The 3,719-nt window shown below is 73.4% G+C and carries 5 protein-coding genes; all 5 read left to right on the top strand.

What is annotated here, in order from left to right; translation table 11 throughout:
• Positions 1-152 precede the first annotated feature (152 nt).
• The 5 genes from ureG (at position 153) to AB0J52_RS31725 (ending at position 3,591) form a co-directional block, all read left to right on the top strand.
• Positions 153-788, top strand: a complete 636-nt coding sequence (ureG, locus tag AB0J52_RS31745; RefSeq protein ID WP_500186467.1) for an urease accessory protein UreG — start codon at positions 153-155, stop codon at positions 786-788.
• On the top strand, positions 770-1,897 hold the full coding sequence (locus AB0J52_RS31740; RefSeq protein ID WP_500186466.1) for an urease accessory protein UreD: 1,128 nt from the start codon (positions 770-772) through the stop codon (positions 1,895-1,897). The genes ureG and AB0J52_RS31740 overlap by 19 nt, the downstream gene beginning before the upstream one ends.
• Entirely contained in the window at positions 1,894-2,397 is a 504-nt protein-coding gene (locus tag AB0J52_RS31735) for a fluoride efflux transporter FluC (protein WP_500186465.1), read from the top strand. The genes AB0J52_RS31740 and AB0J52_RS31735 overlap by 4 nt, the downstream gene beginning before the upstream one ends.
• Complete coding sequence (gene crcB, locus AB0J52_RS31730) at positions 2,394-2,765, top strand: fluoride efflux transporter CrcB (protein WP_500186464.1); 372 nt, start codon at positions 2,394-2,396, stop codon at positions 2,763-2,765. Before AB0J52_RS31735 ends, crcB begins: the two co-directional genes overlap by 4 nt.
• A gap of 73 nt (positions 2,766-2,838) precedes the next feature.
• The gene (locus tag AB0J52_RS31725) at positions 2,839-3,591 is read left to right on the top strand and encodes an FMN-binding negative transcriptional regulator (RefSeq protein ID WP_500186463.1); all 753 of its coding nucleotides are present in this window, start codon (positions 2,839-2,841) and stop codon (positions 3,589-3,591) included.
• Positions 3,592-3,719: the final 128 nt, after the last annotated feature.

Raw genomic sequence — 3,719 nt, 5'->3', positions numbered from 1 at the left:
GACATCGTCCGCGCCACGGCCGCCGCGCTGGACGTGCGGGACCGGACGGAGCTGCACTCCTCGACCCCGCTCGGCGACGTCGTCGCCGCCGCGCACGAACGGGCCGAGGCCCGGCTGTTCATCACCTGACCCGACCGACCCGGAGGACGAGCATGCGACTGGAGCAGGTCTACAAGATCGGAATCGGCGGCCCGGTGGGGTCGGGCAAGACCGCGCTGATCGAGGCGCTGGTCCCGGTGCTGGTCGAGCGGGGCCACCGCCCCGGCGTCATCACCAACGACATCTACACCCAGGAGGACGCCCAGCACGTGCGGCGCACGCTCGCCGGGACGCTGGACGCCGACCGCGTCGTGGGCGTCGAGACCGGCTCGTGTCCGCACACCGCGGTCCGGGACGACCCGACGATGAACCTGGCGGCGGCCGCCGAGCTGCTCGCCCGGTTCCCCGACATCGACGTCCTGCTGTTCGAGAGCGGCGGCGACAACCTGACGCTCACCTTCAGCCCGGCCCTCGCCGACGTCTACGTGTTCGTCCTGGACACGGCCGAGGGCGAGAAGATGCCGCGCAAGCGCGGCCCCGGCACGACCGAGTCGGACCTGCTCGTCATCAACAAGATCGACATCGCGCCCTACGTGCGCACCGACCTGGCCGTCATGGAGCGGGACGCGCACGCCGTCCGCGGGAACGGCCGCGTCATCCTCACCGACTGCCTGACCGGGACCGGCGTCCCCGAGGTGGCCGACTTCGTCCTCGACCGCAGGGAGACGATGTGCTCGTCGACGGGCTGACCGCACCGGGGGCCGCGTCCCCGGAAACGGCGAACACGGGCGCGGCGGACGCGGGCGCGGCGGACGCGGGCGCGGCGGACGCGGGCGCGGCGGACGCCCGGCTCCGGCCCGTCCTGGACCGCACGGCGGTGGAGCGGTGCGCGCCGCCGTGGCTGCCCGCCGCCGTCGCCGGCCACCGGGCCGAACCGGACACGCTGCCGGTCGGCTCCCCGGGGAAGGTCGGCGTGCTGGAGCTCGGTTTCGCCTCCGTCGGGGGCAGGACCGAGATGACCGGCCACTTCCAGAAGGCTCCGCTGCACATCGCGCGCCCGCTGTACCCGGACACGGCCCGGCCCGACATGCCGCACGTCATGTTCCTGTCGTCGGGCGGGGGCGTCCTGCAGGGCGACCGGTACCGGATCACCCTGGACTGCGGGGCCGACACGGCCGTCCATTTCAGCACCCAGACCGCCAACCGGCTGTACAGGATGGAACACGACTACGCCACCCAGCTCGTCGAGCTCGAAGCGGGGCCCGGCAGCTACGTCGAGTACCTGCCGCTGACCACCATCCCGTTCGCGGGGACGCGCTACTACCAGCATGTCCGCGTCACCGCGTCCGCGGAGTCGACCGTCCTCGTGGGCGACACGCTGATGGCCGGACGGCTCGCGCGAGGCGAGCGGCACGCCTACACCGGCTACTGCGCGGACCTGGAGGTCCACGACGAGGACGGCCGCCTGCTGTTCGCCGACCCGATCCGGCTCGTGCCCGCCGACCACGCGGTCACCGGCCCCACCGTCATGGGCGACTTCGGCCTCATGGCCTCCCTGTACGTCATCACCGCGCAGGCTCCGGCGGAGGAACTCGCCGGTCTCATGCACCAGGCTCTCGCCTCCACGGGGCTGCGCGGAGGGGCGAGCGTGCTGCCCGGCGAGCGCGGCGCGTGGGCGCGCGTCCTCGGTGACCGCTCCCCCGCCGTCGAGGCCGCGTTCTTCCAGCTCTGGGACGCCGTCCGCCGCAGGCTGCTCGGCGCCCCGGCCGTACGCGCCCACGGCGGACCATGGACACACGACGAATCGGGACCGGCCGGCGGATCGGAAACGAACGGCGGATCGGGGACGGACGCATGACGACGCCGAGCGACCGGACGCAGGCGAGACGCGAAGCGGCCGAGGCGTCCGCGCTCCACCCGCCGGCGCATCCGGGGCCGCCGCCCGCCAAGCCGGGGCTGAGCGCCCAGGTCATCATCGACGTCGCCCTCGGCGGCGCGCTCGGCGCGGTCGTCCGGTACCTGCTCAGCGAGGTGATCCCGGCCGCCAGGTCCGGCTTCCCGTGGAACACCTTCACCGTCAACATGCTCGGCTGCCTGGCGATGGGCCTGCTGACGACCTACCTGCTGCGCGGGCGGCCGCACCCGATGGCCCGCCCGTTCGCGGTGACCGGCTACCTCGGCGGCTTCACGACGTTCTCCCACCTCATCGACGGGATCCACACCCTCGGCAGGGACGGCCGGCCCGGACTGGGCTTCGCCTACGCGGCCACCAGCGTGGTCGTCGGCTGGATCGCCGTCGCGGTCGGCCTCGTCCTCGGCGCGAGGATCCCGCACCACACGCAGAGGAGGCAGGGGTGACCGTCCTCGTCTCGGCGCTCCTGGTCATCGTCGGCGGCGCGATCGGAGCAGCGGCCCGCTACCTCATCGACCGCTATGTCAAGGCGACCGCGGGCCACTGGATGCCGTGGGGCACCCTCGCCGTCAACCTCCTCGGCACGGCGTTCCTGGGCGGTCTCCACGGGGCGGGCACCGGCACCTACGTCGAGGCGCTACTCGGGACGGGCGTGTGCGGAGCGCTCACGACCTTCAGCACCTTCGAGCTCGACACCGTCCACCTGTTCCAGGGCGGCGCGTACGTCAAGGCCGCCGCCAATGCCGTCGGCAGCCTCATCCTGGGGCTCGCCGTCTTCGCGGCCTTCTACCAGCTCCTCCACCACCTGACCTGACCGCAGGTGGGGACGGCGGCTACGGCAAGGTGGGCGCGGAGAATCCGCACTCCCCGACCCCACAGGAGACCCCTTGTTCATCCAGCCCTGGGACGCGAGCCTGGACGACGCCGAGTGGCAGGCGTGGATCGCCGACGGCCACGACTTCGGGCAGCTCGCCGTCAACGGCCCGCCCGGCCAGGCGCCCGTCGTCGTCCCCACCCACTTCACCGTCGACGGCACCGGCCTGCTGGTCCACCTGGCCCGCCCGAACCCGGTGTGGAAGGCGATCGAGCACGCCCCCGACGTGACGTTCACCGTCATCGGCGACTACGCGTTCGTGCCCGGCACCTGGCGCACCGCCCCGGACGTCCCGCCCGAGGACGGTGTCCCGACCAGCTACTACGCGGCCGTCCAGTTCGTCTGCCGGGCCCGCGTCATCGACGACCCCGAGGCCAAGGCCGACCTGCTGACCCGGCAGCTCGCCCACTTCCAGCCCGATGGCGACCACGCGGAGGTCGCCCCCGGAAGCCGCCGTACGGCCGGATGCTGTCCGGCATCCGGGGACTGCGGCTGGAGGTGGCCGCGGTCCGGGCCAAGTTCAAGTACGACGACCACAAGAGCGTCGAGCACCGCCGCACCGTCGCGGACCGCCTCACCGACCGGGGCGAGGGACTCGACGTCCCCGCCGCGGCCCAGCAGCGCCGCCGCACCGGCCGCATCGGCACCTGGACGCCCTGAGCGACCATCCGACAAGGGCCCATTCGCCGGGCGACAAGGGACATTCGTCCCTCCCCGTCGCACTGATCGGCGGCGGAGGCTGGGAGCATGCGCGGAGCACCGTTGAACCTGCTGGATCGTCCCCCCGCCGAGTCCCCGACCCGGCTTCCCCGGCTCACCGAGGAGGCGCGGCGCGACTGGACGCGGCTCACCCTGCCCAGCGGCCCGGGCGGGGTCGAAGATCTCGACCGGCCC

Source organism: Spirillospora sp. NPDC049652 (assembly GCF_040675125.1).
Taxonomy (GTDB): Bacteria; Actinomycetota; Actinomycetes; order Streptosporangiales; family Streptosporangiaceae; genus Spirillospora.
The sequence above is the reverse complement of the archived record's forward strand: the minus strand, read 5'-3'. Positions and strand labels throughout refer to the sequence as shown.

What these genes read in the sequence shown, in the direction of transcription:
- AB0J52_RS31735 (WP_500186465.1), top strand. Translation starts at nt 1,894, where the DNA reads ATGACGACGCCGAGCGACCGGACGCAGGCGAGACGCGAAGCGGCCGAG.
- ureG (WP_500186467.1), top strand. Translation starts at nt 153, where the DNA reads ATGCGACTGGAGCAGGTCTACAAGATCGGAATCGGCGGCCCGGTGGGG.